The organism is Agromyces kandeliae, assembly GCF_009674665.1.
Classification (GTDB): Bacteria; Actinomycetota; Actinomycetes; order Actinomycetales; family Microbacteriaceae; genus Agromyces; species Agromyces kandeliae.
The window spans coordinates 193,750-206,643 of the sequence record NZ_WKJD01000019.1; the positions used below are offsets into that span (position 1 = coordinate 193,750).

The 12,894-nt window shown below is 70.2% G+C and carries 13 protein-coding genes; 2 read left to right on the top strand and 11 right to left on the bottom strand.

Annotation, left to right across the window (positions count from 1 at the left end; all coding sequences use genetic code 11):
• Positions 1 to 9: 9 nt before the first annotated feature.
• The 9 genes from secF to pdxS all read right to left on the bottom strand — a co-directional run bounded on the left by secF (position 10) and on the right by pdxS (position 7,971).
• The gene (gene secF / locus GJR97_RS14825; protein ID WP_154347548.1) at positions 10 to 1,023 is read right to left on the bottom strand and encodes a protein translocase subunit SecF; all 1,014 of its coding nucleotides are present in this window, start codon (positions 1,021 to 1,023) and stop codon (positions 10 to 12) included.
• Positions 1,023 to 2,765 (bottom strand): protein translocase subunit SecD, encoded by a 1,743-nt coding sequence (gene secD, locus GJR97_RS14830; protein ID WP_324613552.1) that lies wholly within the window; start codon positions 2,763 to 2,765, stop codon positions 1,023 to 1,025. Before secD ends, secF begins: the two co-directional genes overlap by 1 nt.
• A gap of 62 nt (positions 2,766 to 2,827) precedes the next feature.
• On the bottom strand, positions 2,828 to 3,205 hold the full coding sequence (gene yajC, locus GJR97_RS14835) for a preprotein translocase subunit YajC (protein ID WP_154347549.1): 378 nt from the start codon (positions 3,203 to 3,205) through the stop codon (positions 2,828 to 2,830).
• Positions 3,206 to 3,274: 69 nt separating this feature from the next.
• A complete protein-coding gene (gene ruvB, locus GJR97_RS14840; protein ID WP_154347550.1) occupies positions 3,275 to 4,318 on the bottom strand; it encodes a Holliday junction branch migration DNA helicase RuvB in 1,044 nt (347 codons plus the stop codon).
• Complete coding sequence (gene ruvA, locus GJR97_RS14845) at positions 4,315 to 4,935, bottom strand: Holliday junction branch migration protein RuvA (protein ID WP_324613553.1); 621 nt, start codon at positions 4,933 to 4,935, stop codon at positions 4,315 to 4,317. The genes ruvB and ruvA overlap by 4 nt, the downstream gene beginning before the upstream one ends.
• Entirely contained in the window at positions 4,932 to 5,564 is a 633-nt protein-coding gene (gene ruvC, locus GJR97_RS14850) for a crossover junction endodeoxyribonuclease RuvC (protein ID WP_324613554.1), read from the bottom strand. The genes ruvA and ruvC overlap by 4 nt, the downstream gene beginning before the upstream one ends.
• A gap of 10 nt (positions 5,565 to 5,574) precedes the next feature.
• Entirely contained in the window at positions 5,575 to 6,333 is a 759-nt protein-coding gene (locus GJR97_RS14855) for a YebC/PmpR family DNA-binding transcriptional regulator (RefSeq protein ID WP_154347551.1), read from the bottom strand.
• Between the two features lie 109 nt (positions 6,334 to 6,442).
• The gene (gene pdxT, locus GJR97_RS14860; protein WP_154347552.1) at positions 6,443 to 7,087 is read right to left on the bottom strand and encodes a pyridoxal 5'-phosphate synthase glutaminase subunit PdxT; all 645 of its coding nucleotides are present in this window, start codon (positions 7,085 to 7,087) and stop codon (positions 6,443 to 6,445) included.
• Positions 7,081 to 7,971, bottom strand: coding sequence for a pyridoxal 5'-phosphate synthase lyase subunit PdxS (gene pdxS / locus GJR97_RS14865; RefSeq protein ID WP_154347553.1), 891 nt, complete (start codon positions 7,969 to 7,971; stop codon positions 7,081 to 7,083). Before pdxS ends, pdxT begins: the two co-directional genes overlap by 7 nt.
• A 122-nt stretch (positions 7,972 to 8,093) precedes the next feature.
• On the opposite strand from pdxS, the gene GJR97_RS14870 reads away from it, so the two are divergent.
• Together GJR97_RS14870 and pdxY are read left to right on the top strand one after the other, a co-directional pair.
• Positions 8,094 to 9,434, top strand: a complete 1,341-nt coding sequence (locus tag GJR97_RS14870; RefSeq protein WP_229276311.1) for an aminotransferase class I/II-fold pyridoxal phosphate-dependent enzyme — start codon at positions 8,094 to 8,096, stop codon at positions 9,432 to 9,434.
• A 7-nt stretch (positions 9,435 to 9,441) separates the two neighbouring features.
• Positions 9,442 to 10,293 carry a pyridoxal kinase PdxY gene (gene pdxY / locus GJR97_RS14875; protein ID WP_324613555.1) on the top strand — a complete coding sequence of 284 codons (852 nt, stop codon included), beginning with the start codon at positions 9,442 to 9,444 and terminating at the stop codon, positions 10,291 to 10,293.
• A gap of 9 nt (positions 10,294 to 10,302) precedes the next feature.
• On the opposite strand, the gene GJR97_RS14880 is transcribed toward pdxY, so the two are convergent.
• Together GJR97_RS14880 and thrS are read right to left on the bottom strand one after the other, a co-directional pair.
• Positions 10,303 to 10,869 (bottom strand): HIT family protein, encoded by a 567-nt coding sequence (locus tag GJR97_RS14880; RefSeq protein WP_154347555.1) that lies wholly within the window; start codon positions 10,867 to 10,869, stop codon positions 10,303 to 10,305.
• Positions 10,866 to 12,776, bottom strand: coding sequence for a threonine--tRNA ligase (gene thrS, locus GJR97_RS14885; RefSeq protein WP_229276327.1), 1,911 nt, complete (start codon positions 12,774 to 12,776; stop codon positions 10,866 to 10,868). The genes GJR97_RS14880 and thrS overlap by 4 nt, the downstream gene beginning before the upstream one ends.
• Positions 12,777 to 12,894: the final 118 nt, after the last annotated feature.

Consider the following 12,894-nt stretch of genomic DNA (forward strand, 5'->3'; position numbering starts at 1 on the left):
GAGGACGCCTCAGGCGACCGGCAGGGCCTCGGCCGAAGACCCTCCGGCGCGCTCGCGCTCCTTGAGGACCTTCTGGTCGTGGCGCTTGATCGCCGACTCCCCCTCGCGCAGCTGCGAGTAGAGCGGCGCGGCGATGAAGACGGTGGACCAGGTGCCGACGAGGATGCCGATGAGCAGCGCGAGCGAGATGTCGCGCAGCGTGTCGGCGCCGAGCACGCCCGCACCGATGAACAGGATGGCCGCGACAGGCAGCGCCGCGACCACGCTCGTGTTGATCGAGCGGACCAGCGTCTGGTTCACGGCGAGGTTGACGGACTCGGCGAACGTGCGACGGGATTCCTGGCCGTCCTCCGAGGTGTTCTCGCGGATCTTGTCGAAGACCACGACGGTGTCGTAGAGCGAGTAGCTGAGGATGGTCAGGATTCCGATCACCGCTGCGGGTGTCACCTCGAAGCCGACCGCCGCATAGAGGCCCGCGGTGACGATCAGGTCGCCGAGCAGCGACAGGATCGCCGCCAGCGACATCTTCCAGGTGCGGAAGTACAACGCCATGATGACGGCAGCGAGCAGCAGGAAGGCCAGGAGGCCGAGCAGCGCCTGGCGCGTGATGTCCGCACCCCAGCTCGCGCCGATGAACGAGGAGGTCACCTCGGATTCGGGCACGCCGTAGGCATCCGCGAGGACCGTGGTGAGCTCACGGGACTCCGCCTGCTCGAGCTGGTCGGTCTGCACGCGCACGCCGTCCTCGCCCACGATGGTCACGCGGGCGACCGCACCCGGCACGACCTCGGCGACCGCATCGATCGCGGGCTGCTCGGTCGCGTTCGCGACGCCGGCGATCTGGAACTGCGAACCGCCGCGGAACTCGATGCCGAAGTTGAAGCCGCGCACGACGGGCACCAGCACGGAGAGGATGATCAGCACGGCGGCGATCGTGTACCACTTCTTGCGCCCGCCGACGAAGTTGAACGAACGCTTGCCCGTGTAGAGGTCGTTGCCGAACGTGGTGAGTCGGTTGGCCATCAGGACTCCTTGCTCTCGCCGGCGCCGACGGTGGCGTCGGCCTGCGCCGCCTTGCGTTCGGCGATGGTCTGGCGCTTCTGCGCCTCACGCGAACTGGATGCCGCCTTCTTCGCCGGAACGGCGACCGGCTTGCGGAACTCCGCGCGGCCGCGGTAGACCGCACCGAGCGCCTGGGGGTCGAGGCCCGACCAGGAGTGCCCGCTGGAGAAGAAGCGGGTCTGCGCCAGGAGCTGCAGCATCGGGTGCGTGAACAGGATCACGACGATGACGTCGATGATCGTGGTGAGACCGAGCGTGAACGCGAAGCCGCGCACGCTGCCGACGGCGAGGATGTACAGCACGACTGCCGCGAGCAGGTTCATCGACTTCGACGACAGGACGGTGCGCAGCGCGCGCTTCCAGCCCGCCTCGACGGCGCCGACGAGCGGTCGCCCGTCGCGCAACTCGTCTCGGACGCGCTCGAAGTACACGATGAACGAGTCGGCGGTGAAGCCGATCGCCACGATCAGACCGGCGATGCCGGCCAGCGACAGGCGATAGCCCTGGTACCAACCGAGGATCGTGATCATCAGGTACGTGATCACCCCCGCGATGATCAGCGAGGCGATGGTCACGGTTCCGAGCGCACGGTACTGGAACAGCGTGTAGATCACGACGAGGATGAGGCCGATGATGCCCGCGATGAGCCCCGACTGGAGCTGCGAGGTCCCGAGGGTCGCGGAGATCGTGTCGGAGGACTGCACCTCGAAGCTGATCGGAAGGGCGCCGAACTTCAGCTGGTCGGCGAGGGCCTTGGACGACTCCTGCGTGAAGTTGCCCGTGACCTGGGGACGGCCGTCGGTGATGACGCCGTTCATCTGGGGGGCGGAGAGCACCGCGCCGTCGAGCACGAACGCGAACTGGTCGCGCGGGGTCTGGCCGTTGAGCGCGAAGAGCCGCTGGCTGACCTCGGAGAACGCCGCGGTGCCGCGGTCGTTGAAGACGATGTTGACGGCCCACTGACCCGTGGTCGCGCCGGTCTGCGTCTGCACCATGCCGTTCGTCGCGTCGACGATGTCCTCGCCGCTGACCTCGACCGGACCGAGCAGGTACTTGATGGTACGCGTCGAGTCGCACGTGACGAGCGGCTCGTCGGAGGGCGCGACATTCGCACCGCTCTCGTCGATCGTCGCGCAGTCGAACGTGTCGAACTCGTCCTGCAGGGCGGGCGTCACCCAGTTCGGGTCGCTCGCATCGGTGGGCTCGACGCTCGGCGTCGTCGAGAGCTCCTCCTCCGCACCGTCGGTCGGCTCGGGGCTCTCGCTCGGGTCGATCGACTGGTTGGCCGCGGCGTCCGCGAGCAGCACCGGCCGGAGCTCGAGCTTCGCCGACGACTCGATCCGGTTGCGCGTCTGCTCGTCGAGCTCGCCGGGGATCGCGACGACGACGTTCTGGCCGCCCTGCGTCGTGATGTCGGCCTCCGAGACGCCGGAGGCGTCGACGCGCTGCCGGATGATCGAGACCGCCTGGTCGAGCTGCTCCTGCGAGACGGACTCACCGTCGGCGAGCTGCGGCGCGAGGATGATCTGCGTGCCGCCCTCGAGGTCGAGCGCGAGCTTCGGCGTCCAGGAACCACCGCCCCAGATGACACCGGCCGCGTTGATGCCGAACAGCGCGACGATGATGACGCCGAGCCAGGTCAGTGATCGCACGGCCTTGCGGACGGGCGTCGGTCGCGAGGACCGCTTGGATGGTGCAGCCACAGTTGTGCCTTCTCTGCAGGGAGCCCGCGCAGCATCGCGCGGGCAGAGCTATGGGGTGGGCCTCAGTCGTCCGACTTCTTGGTGTCGGGCGTCTCGTCGTTCGGCGACTCGTCGACGCGCTCGCCGAACTCGGGCTCACCGTCGATCGCGGCCGCAGCCTCGGCGGGCGCGTCGACCGGCTCGACCACACGCGCGATCGTCTGGCGGTGGACCGTCAGGACGGTGCCCGGCGAGGACTCGAGCTCGACCCGGTTCTCCTCTTCGTCGATCGAGAGGATCGTGCCGAACACCCCGAAGTTCGTCATCACCTTCGCGCCCGGCGCGACCTTCGACTGCAGTTCACGTGCCTCGGCCTGACGCTTGCGCGAGTTGCGGAACATGAAGAAGATCAGGACCGCCAGGACGGCGAGCATGATGAGAGTCAGCGGATCAAGGACCATGGGGTGGGAACCTTCCGGTGTGCGCACGATGCGCACGATCAGGGGCGGGGTGGCCGGAGCCTCAAAGGATTATAGGTCATCGATCGGCAGCGCGACCCCGGCGCCCTCGGCCTCGCGCACGAGTCCGAAGTGGCGCCAGGCGCCGGGCGTCGCCATCCGCCCGCGCGGGGTCCGCGTGATGAGGCCGATGCGCACGAGGAACGGCTCGACCACCGCCTCGATGGTCTCGGCCTCTTCGCCCACCGATACGGCGAGCGTGTTGAGGCCCACGGGGCCGCCGCCGAACCTCGTGAGGATCGTCATCATCACGGCGCGATCGAGTCGATCGAGCCCGAGCGGGTCGACGTCGTACAGTTCGAGTGCGGCGCGCACCGCGTCGACGTCGGCCCTCCCGCCGTGGACGAGCGCGTAGTCGCGCACGCGGCGGAGCAGGCGGTTCGCGATGCGCGGCGTGCCGCGGCAGCGCCCGGCGATCTCGGCGACCGCCTCCCGATCGACGTCGAGCCCGAGCATCACGGCCGCACGGCCGAGGACCTGCTCGAGCTCGGCCTCGTCGTAGAACTCGAGGTGGGCTGTGAAGCCGAACCGGTCGCGCAACGGATTCGGCAGGAGGCCTGCGCGCGTGGTCGCACCGACCAGCGTGAACGGGGCGAGGTCGAGCGGCACCGAGGTCGCCCCGGCGCCCTTGCCGACCATGATGTCGATGCGGAAGTCCTCCATCGCGAGGTAGAGCATCTCCTCGGCGGACCGCGCCATCCGGTGGATCTCGTCGATGAAGAGCACCTCGCCGGGCACCAGCGACGACAGGATGGCGGCGAGGTCGCCGGCGTGCTGGATCGCGGGACCGCTGGACATGCGCAGCGGTCGGCCACCCTCGTACGCGACGATCATGGCGAGCGTGGTCTTCCCGAGTCCGGGCGGTCCTGCGAGCAGGATGTGGTCGGGGGTCCGCTGCTGGATCGCGGCGGCCGAGAGCAGCAGCTGCAGCTGCCCGCGCACGCGTGCCTGACCGACGAACTCCTCGAGGCTCTTCGGCCGCAGCGCACCCTCGAACGCGAGCTCGGCCTCGGAGGCGAGTTCGGGATCGGTCAGGTCGAGGTCGTCATCGGTCATCGCGCGCGCGCCCCCTGCTGCGCCGGACCGAGCCGGGCGAGCGTCAGCCGCAGCAGCACGGGCACGGACGTCGCGGCGGCGTCGTCGGCGGCCTCGAGCGTCTCTGCGAGCGCCTCGCCGGCGAGCTTCTCGGACCACCCCAGACCGGTGAGCGCCGCGAGCACGTCGTCTGCCACGCCCCCGGTCGCGACCGGTGCACCGACGGCGGAGGGGGCCGGCGCGACGAGCTTGCCGGCCAGGGAGACCGTGATCAGCTTCGCGGTCTTCGGGCCGATGCCGCTGACCCTGCGGAACGCGGCGTCGTCGTCCTCCTGGACGGCCCGCGCCACGTCGGTTGGCGCCATCGCGGACAGGACGCCGAGGGCGGACTTCGGACCGACGCCGGTGACCCCGATCAGGAGCTCGAAGACCTCGAGCTCGTCTCGCGTGGCGAAGCCGAACAACGTCAGCGAGTCCTCGCGGACGACGAGCGAGGTGTGCACGAGCACCTCGTCGCCGACCCGGCCGGCGAGCACGAACGCGGGGGTCGCGTTCACGAGATAGCCGACCCCGGACACCTCGACGACGAGTGAACTGCCGGAGGCCTGGAGCACGCGGCCGCGGAGGGAGGAGATCACTCCTTCACCCTACGGGCTGCCCCCGACACGGCCGCGGCGCGCTCCGCGGCGAGCCACGCCTGCTGCGCCGGCGTGAGCGCGGCACCGGAGCCGTCGCGTCCGCTGCGCGCCGCGCCGGCACCCGACCTGGCGTCGGAGATCGCGGCACCCGCCGCTCCCCCGGTCCGCCAGGCGTGGCAGATCGCGAGCGCGAGCGCGTCCGCGGCATCCGCCGGCTTCGGCACCGACTCGAGCCCGAGGATCCGGGCGACCATCGCGCCGACCTGCGCCTTGTCGGCACGGCCGTAGCCGGTGATCGCGGCCTTCACCTCGCTCGGCGTGTGCAGCGCCACCGGCAGCACGCGCCGGGCGGCGATGAGCATCGCGACGCCCGAGATCTGGGCCGTGCCCATGATCGTCGAGACGTCGGACCGCGCGAACACGCGCTCGAGCGCGACGGCCTGCGGGCGATGCTCCTCGAGGATCGCCTCGAGGCCGTCGGCGATGCGCGCCAGGCGTCGCGGCGTGTCGAGGTCGGCGGGCGACCGGAGCACGACGACGTCGACGAGCTTCGCCGTGCGGTTCGGCTCGACGTCGACCACGCCCACGCCGCAGCGCGTGAGTCCGGGGTCGATGCCGAGCACGCGCACGGCGATCGGCCTAGTCCTCGGCCTCGAGCTCGGCCTGCACCTCGGCGCTCAGGTCGAAGTTGCTGTAGACGTTCTGCACGTCGTCGCTGTCCTCGAGCGCGTCGATGAGGCGGAACACCTTGCGTGCGGTGTCGGCATCGATCTCGACCTTGAGGTTCGGCACGAACTCGATGTCGGCCGACTCGTAGTCGAGGCCGGCGTCCTGCAGCGCCTTGCGGGTGTCGACCATTGCGGACGGGTCGGTGATGACCTCGAAGCCCTGCGCGTGCGGCTCGATCTCCTCGGCGCCGGCCTCGAGCGCCGCCATCATGACGTCGTCCTCGGTCGTGCCCTCGCCGGTGACGACGATGACGCCCTTGCGCGTGAAGTTGTAGGCGACCGAGCCCGGGTCGGCCAGCGTGCCGCCGTTGCGGCTGAGCCCCGTGCGCACCTCGGCGGCGGCTCGGTTCTTGTTGTCGGTGAGCACCTCGATCATGAGGGCGACGCCGTTCGGGCCGTACGCCTCGTAGGTGATGTTCTGGTACTCGACCGCCTCGCCGCCGATGCCGGCGCCGCGCTTGATGGCCCGGTCGATGTTGTCGTTCGGGACCGACGTCTTCTTGGCCTTCTGCACGGCGTCGTACAGGGTCGGATTGCCGGCGAGGTCGGCTCCGCCGAGCTTGGCGGCCACCTCGATGTTCTTGATGAGCTTGGCGAACGACTTGGCGCGGCGTGCGTCGATGACCGCCTTCTTGTGCTTGGTCGTCGCCCACTTGGAATGCCCGGACATGCCTCTCCCGTCACGGTGGTTCAGTACCCCGACATTCTAGGCCAGTGCGTCCCCCCGGCCCGGCGCGCGCGCGGGGCGGGCGCACGAGCCGACGGATGCCTCGGGGCCGCTATGCTGCAGCGCCGACCGCCGCGCGCACCTTGCCGAGGAAGTACTCGTGGAACCGGTGGTCGCCCTCGATCTCGGGGTGGAAGCTCGTCCCGACGAGGTTCCCCTGCTCGACGGCCACGACCCGCCCGTCGGCGAGCGTCGCGAGCGGCGTCGCCCGCTCCCCCACCGACTCGACCACCGGGCCGCGGATGAACACCGCGTGCACCGGTCGGTCGCCCAGAGCCGGCACGTCCAGCTCGGTCTCGAACGACTGGTTCTGCGAACCGAACGCGTTCCGGCGCACGACCACGTCGAGTCCGCCGAGGTTCTGCTGCCCGTCGATCGTGTCGAGCAGGGTGTCGGCGATCATGATGAGACCTGCGCACGTGCCGTAGACAGGCAGCCCCTCGGCGATCCGCCGCTTGAGCGGCTCGGCGACGCCGAACGATCGCGAGAGCTTGTCCATCACGGTCGACTCGCCGCCGGGGATCACCAGGCCGTCGATGCCCTCGACGTCCTCGGGACGCCGCACGAGCACGACGCGCGCGCCGAGTTCGCCGAGCACCCGCGCGTGCTCCCGGAAGTCGCCCTGGAGGGCGAGGACGCCGACGGTCGGCCCCGCGGCATCCGTCGCCCCCAGGGACTCGTCGCGGAGACTCACCATCCGCGCTCGGCGAGCCGGTGCGGTGCGGGCAGGTCGCCGACATTGATGCCGACCATGGCCTCGCCGAGTCCGCGCGACACCTCGGCGACGACCTTCGGGTCGTCGTAGAAGGTGGTGGCCTTGACGATGGCCGCGGCGCGCTGCTCGGGGTTGCCCGACTTGAAGATGCCCGAGCCGACGAACACGCCGTCGGCGCCGAGCTGCATCATCATGGCGGCGTCCGCCGGCGTGGCGACGCCGCCGGCGGTGAACAGCACGACGGGGAGCTTGCCGGTCTGCGCGACCTCGAGCACGAGCTCGTACGGCGCCTGGAGCTCCTTCGCGGCGACGTACAGCTCGTCGCGCGTCATCGACTTCAGCTGGTTGATCTCCGAGGTGATCTTGCGGATGTGCTTGGTGGCCTCCGAGACGTCGCCCGTGCCGGCCTCGCCCTTGGAGCGGATCATCGCCGCGCCCTCGTTGATGCGGCGGAGCGCCTCGCCCAGGTTCGTCGCACCGCAGACGAACGGAGTGGTGAAGCCCCACTTGTCGATGTGGTTGACGTAGTCGGCGGGCGAGAGCACCTCGGACTCGTCGATGTAGTCGACGTCGAGCGCCTGGAGGACCTGCGCCTCGACGAAGTGGCCGATGCGCGCCTTCGCCATGACCGGGATGGAGACCTCGGCGATGATCGCCTCGATGAGGTCGGGGTCGCTCATGCGGGCGACGCCGCCCTGCGCGCGGATGTCGGCGGGAACGCGCTCGAGGGCCATGACGGCGACGGCGCCGGCGTCCTCGGCGATGCGCGCCTGCTCGGGCGTGACGACGTCCATGATGACGCCGCCCTTCAGCATCTCGGCGAGGCCGCGCTTCACGCGGCTCGAGCCGGTCTCGGACGTGCTCATCGGTGGTTCCCTTCGACGGATGGCGCGCGCTCGCGCAACGTGGCGGACAAGGCGTTGGCTTGACCTAGGCCAAAAGATAGCATGGACCGAGTCCTCCTCCCCGAACAGTGATGGATCATGACATGACCCTCGAGATCACCGGCAGCTCGGCCGCGGACATCGCCGCGAGCGTGCGCGCCCTGATCGAGCGCGGGGCGCTGCGTCCCGGCGATGCGCTGCCGCCCGTGCGCAACCTCGCGGACGATCTCGGCGTCAACCGCAACACGGCGGTCGCGGCCTACCGGCAGCTCACCACGGCGGGCGTCGTCGTCACCCGCGGCCGCGGCGGAACGCGCGTCGCCGATCGATCGGCCGTCGCCCAGGAGGGGTTCGCCGCCGACAGCGTGCTCCGCGACGTCGCGACGGGCAATCCCGACCCCGATCTCATCCCCGACCCGTCCCGCGCACTCGCGGGCATGGCCGGCCGCCCCGTGCTCTACGGCGAGCCGGTCGTCGACCCCGGCCTCGAGCACTGGGCTCGCGCCTGGGTCGGCGACGACCTCGCGCCGTCGGAGGTGCGACTCACCATCACCAGCGGCGCGGCCGACGCGGTCGAGCGGCTCCTCGCCCAGGCGCTCGTCCGCGACGACGCCGTCGCGCTCGAGGATCCGTGCTTCCTCACGAGCATCCACACCGTCCGGGTCGGCGGCTACCGCCCCGTGCCCGTCCCGGTCGACGACGAGGGCATGACCGTGTCGGGGCTTCGCGCGGCGCTCGAGCAGGGCGTGCGTGCGGTCGTATGCACGCCCCGCGCGCAGAACCCGACGGGCGCGAGCCTCTCCGAGCGCCGTGCCGAGGAATTGCGCGCCGTCCTGCGCGAGCATCCGTACGTGCTCGTCATCGAGGACGACCACTTCTCGATGCTCTCGCGAAGGCCGTACCGCTCGCTCATCGGGCCCGAGCACCGTCGCTGGGCGCTCGTGCGGTCGGTGTCGAAGTTCCTCGGCCCCGACATGTGCCTCGCGGTGACCGCGTCCGATCCCGAGACCGCCGATCGGCTCGCGATGCGGCTCACGCCGGGCACCACGTGGGTGAGCCACCTCCTCCAGCGCCTGACGCTCGCACTCGTGACCGACCCCGACGTCGATGCGGCCATCGCGGCGGCCGGTGCGCACTACGCCGAACGCAACGACGCCTTCGCCGGACGCCTCACCGAGCTCGGCCTGCCCACGACGGCGGGCGACGGCCTCAACCTCTGGGTCGCCCTGCCGGTTGCGGCTCGTGACGTGTCGGAGCAGCTGATGCGCCGCGGCTGGCTCGTGCGGACGGGCGACGAGTTCGTGCTCGCGGATGCTCCGGCGACGCACCGCCTTCGACTCACCGTCCACGATCTCTCCGACGCCGACGCCGAGCGGCTCGCCACCGACCTCGCCGCGGCCGTCCGCGCCGCCGGAGGACGTCCGGCTCCGGCGGGGATGGAATGATCGACGGGTGAAGGTCCTCTCGATCCAGTCCGCCGTGGCGTACGGCCACGTCGGCAACTCCGCGGCCGTCTTCCCGCTCCAGCGCATCGGCGTCGAGGTGATGCCCGTCTACACGGTCAACTTCTCCAACCACACGGGCTACGGCGCGTGGCGCGGCCCCCTGATCAGCCCCGACGACGTCCGCGAGGTGATCGCGGGCATCGAGGACCGGGGGGCGTTCCCGCAGATCGACGTCATCCTCTCCGGCTACCAGGGCTCCGAGGGCATCGCCGACGTCATCCTCGACGCGGTCGCGCGCATCAAGTCCGCGAACCCCGACGCGATCTACTCGTGCGATCCGGTCATGGGCAATGCGAAGAGCGGATGCTTCGTGGCGCCGGCCATCCCCGTCCTGCTGCGCGATCGCGTCGTGCCCGCCGCCGACCTCATCACGCCGAACCAGTTCGAACTCGGCTACCTCACGGGCACCGAGCCCGGCTCGCTGGAGACGACGCTCGAGTCGGTCGAGCTCGCACGCGCCTCCGGACCGCGGACCGTGCTCGTCACGAGCATCGAGCGACCCGACCGCGAGGACGGCACGATCGAGATGCTCGCGGTCGACGACGACGGCGCATGGATCGTGCAGACGCCGCTGCTGCCCATGAAGGCAAATGGCTCGGGCGATGTCACGGCGGCGCTGTTCTCCGCCCACTACCGCCGCACCGGCGACGCGGCCGATGCGCTCGCCCGCACGGCGTCGAGCGTCTTCGACCTGCTGGCGAACACGCACGAGTCCGGAGAGCGCGAACTGCGACTCATCGAGTCCCAGGATTCGTACGCGAACCCGCGGATGCAGTTCGAGGCCCGACAGGTCCGCTGACCGACCGCGTCAGCGCGGCCAGGCCTCCGCGATCTCCTCGCGCACCTCGCCCAGGAGCCGCGGCAGCGCCTTCGTGCCGGCGATGATGGGGAAGAAGTTCGCGTCGAGCGCCCACCTCGGCACGATGTGCTGGTGCAGGTGCTCGGCGATGCCGGCGCCGGCGATCCGGCCCTGGTTCATGCCGATGTTGAACCCGTCGCATCGCGACACCTGCTTCACGGTGCGCATCGCGACCTGCGTGAGCTCACCGATCTCGGCGACCTCCTCCGGCGTCGCCTCGTCGTAGGTCGCGATGTGGCGGTAGGGGCAGACCAGCAGGTGCCCGCTGTTGTACGGGTAGAGGTTGAGCAGCACGTAGGCGTGCTCGCCGCGCGCGACGATGAGCGACTGCTCGTCGCTCAGCTGCGGCGCTCGGCAGAAGGGGCACGCGTGCTCGTCGGGCTGCTGCCCGTGCTGGATGTAGACCAGCCGGTGCGGGGTCCAGAGCCGCTGGAACGCGTCGGGGACGCCCGCCAGGTCGGCCGCGCCATCCGTCGGCACGCCCTCGAACTCGCCGGGCCCGTAGGAATCGGTCATGCGAACAGGTCGTCCCTGGTGGTCACCTGACGGCGATCGGCGATCGCGTCGAGGATCCGGCGCTCGGCGTCGGCGATCGGCACGCCGTTCTCCTGCGTGCCGTCGCGGAAGCGGAAGCTCACCGTCTCGCCGGTGCGGTCGTTCTCGCCCGCGATGAGCTGGATCGGCACCTTCTGCGTGGTGTGGGTGCGGATCTTCTTCTGCATGCGGTCGTCGCTGGTGTCGAGCTCGGTGCGCACGCCCGCACCCGCGAGCTGCGTGAGGATGCCGCCGAGGTAGGGCGCGTACTCGTCGGCGACCGGGATTCCGACGACCTGCACCGGCGAGAGCCAGAGCGGGAACGCCCCCGCGTAGTGCTCGGTGAGCACCCCGAAGAAGCGCTCGATCGACCCGAACTTCGCCGAGTGGATCATGACCGGCTGCTGGTGCGTGCCGTCGGCGGCCGTGTACTCGAGGCCGAAGCCCTCGGGCTGGTTGAAGTCGTACTGGATGGTCGACATCTGCCAGGTGCGGCCGATGGCGTCGCGGGCCTGCACGGAGATCTTCGGGCCGTAGAACGCCGCGCCGCCCGGGTCCATCACGAGCTCGAGCCCGGACGCCTCGGCGACGTCGCGCAGCACGTTCGTCGCGACCTCCCACTGCTCGTCGGTGCCCTTGAACTTGTCGGAGTCGGCATCGCGAGTGGAGAGCTCGAGGTAGTAGTCGTCGAGGCCGAAGTCGCGGAGCAGGCCCAGCACGAAGTTCAGCAGGTGCTCGATCTCGGCGGGCGCCTGCTCGGGCGTGACGTAGCTGTGCGAGTCGTCCTGGGTGAGGCCGCGCACGCGGGTGAGGCCCTGCACCACACCGGACTTCTCGTAGCGGTACACGGTGCCGAACTCGAAGAACCGCAGCGGGAGTTCGCGGTAGGAGCGCCCGCGCGAGCGGTAGATGAGGTTCTGCATCGGGCAGTTCATCGCCTTGAGGTAGTACTCGCTGTTCTCGAGCTCCATCGGCGGGAACATCGTGTCCTTGTAGTACGGCAGGTGCCCGGACAGCTCGAAGACATGCGCCTTCGTGATGTGCGGCGTCGAGACGTACTGGAAGCCCTCCTCGATGTGGCGCCGGCGGACGTAGTCCTCCATCTCGCGCTTGATCACACCGCCCTTGGGGTGGAAGACGGGCAGGCCCGAACCGATCTCGTCGGGGAAGCTGAAGAGGTCGAGCTCGACGCCGAGCTTGCGGTGGTCGCGGCGGGCCGCCTCTTCGAGCCGGTGCTGGTACGCGCGCAGCTCGTCCTTGGTCGGCCAGGCCGTGCCGTAGATGCGCTGCAGCTGCGGGTTCTTCTCCGACCCGCGCCAGTAGGCCGCGGCGACGCGCATGAGCGCCCATCCGTTGCCGATCATCCGGGTGCTCGGCAGGTGCGGGCCCCGGCAGAGGTCCTTCCAGGCGACCTCGCCGGTCTTCGGGTCGACGTTGTCGTAGATCGTGAGCTCGGCGCCGCCGACCTCGACCGACTCGTTGTCGTCCTGGCCGGCCTCGCCGCCGGTGGGGTGGCCCTTGAGCCCGATGAGCTCCAGCTTGTACGGCTCGGCGGCGAGTTCCGCGCGGGCCTCGTCGTCGGTCACGACGCGCCGGACGAAGCGCTGGCCCGAGCGGATGATCCGCGCCATCTCCTTGTCGAGGACCTTGAGGTCCTCGGGCGTGAACGGCTCGGCGACGTCGAAGTCGTAGTAGAAGCCGTCGGTCACGGGCGGCCCGATGCCGAGCTTCGCGTCGGGGTTGACCTTCTGCACGGCCTGCGCGAGCACGTGGGCGGTCGAGTGGCGGAGGATCGCGAGTCCGTCGGGCGAGTCGATCGTGACGGGCTCGACGACGTCGGTGTCGCCCACCGTCGTCGCGAGGTCCTTCAGCTCGCCGTTGACGCGCATCGCGACAACGGATCGATCGGTGAAGAGCTCGAAGCCGTCGGCCAAGTGGATCCACTCCCCTGCTGTGTGAGACGCAACCACTCAACTGTAGTCGCGCCCGGGAGGCCCTCGGCACGGG

Bases quoted from the DNA above. Each gene is read 5' to 3' on its own strand.
- GJR97_RS14855 (WP_154347551.1), bottom strand. From the start codon at position 6,333: ATGTCCGGGCATTCCAAGTGGGCGACGACCAAGCACAAGAAGGCGGTC.
- pdxS (WP_154347553.1), bottom strand. From the start codon at position 7,971: ATGAGCACGTCCGAGACCGGCTCGAGCCGCGTGAAGCGCGGCCTCGCC.
- GJR97_RS14880 (WP_154347555.1), bottom strand. From the start codon at position 10,869: ATGACCGATTCCTACGGGCCCGGCGAGTTCGAGGGCGTGCCGACGGAT.
- secF (WP_154347548.1), bottom strand. From the start codon at position 1,023: ATGGCCAACCGACTCACCACGTTCGGCAACGACCTCTACACGGGCAAG.
- thrS (WP_229276327.1), bottom strand. From the start codon at position 12,776: ATGCGCGTCAACGGCGAGCTGAAGGACCTCGCGACGACGGTGGGCGAC.
- ruvB (WP_154347550.1), bottom strand. From the start codon at position 4,318: ATGACCGATGACGACCTCGACCTGACCGATCCCGAACTCGCCTCCGAG.
- pdxT (WP_154347552.1), bottom strand. From the start codon at position 7,087: ATGGTGAGTCTCCGCGACGAGTCCCTGGGGGCGACGGATGCCGCGGGG.
- GJR97_RS14870 (WP_229276311.1), top strand. From the start codon at position 8,094: ATGACCCTCGAGATCACCGGCAGCTCGGCCGCGGACATCGCCGCGAGC.
- yajC (WP_154347549.1), bottom strand. From the start codon at position 3,205: ATGGTCCTTGATCCGCTGACTCTCATCATGCTCGCCGTCCTGGCGGTC.